Here is a 249-nt window from a genome sequence, read left to right as displayed (position 1 = left end):
TGGATGAAAACGGCACCATCACCTACACCGCGACCCTGACCGATGCCCAGGGCAAACCGGTCACCGCGCAGAACGGTCCGGTCACCGTGACCCTCGACAGCGGCAAGGTCATCACCATCGCCGAAGGTCAGAGCTCCGGCAGCCTGCCAGTGACCGTCGGCAACGACGTTTACACCGGTCCAACCACCGTGACCGAGTCGATTAAATCGGCCGACGGCGGCAACCTAGAGTCCATCAACCCGATCAAGA

Annotated in this window: 1 protein-coding gene; it reads left to right on the top strand. The window is 61.8% G+C overall.

Annotated features, from left to right (window positions below):
• Positions 1 to 249, top strand: a 249-nt coding sequence (locus tag Q8X48_RS30065) for an immunoglobulin-like domain-containing protein (RefSeq protein WP_407802699.1), incomplete at both ends; no start/stop codon positions are given.

Source organism: Pseudomonas sp. QLc11A (assembly GCF_052112305.1).
Classification (GTDB): domain Bacteria; phylum Pseudomonadota; class Gammaproteobacteria; order Pseudomonadales; family Pseudomonadaceae; genus Aquipseudomonas; species Aquipseudomonas laurylsulfatiphila.
The sequence above is the reverse complement of the archived record's forward strand: the minus strand, read 5'-3'. Positions and strand labels throughout refer to the sequence as shown.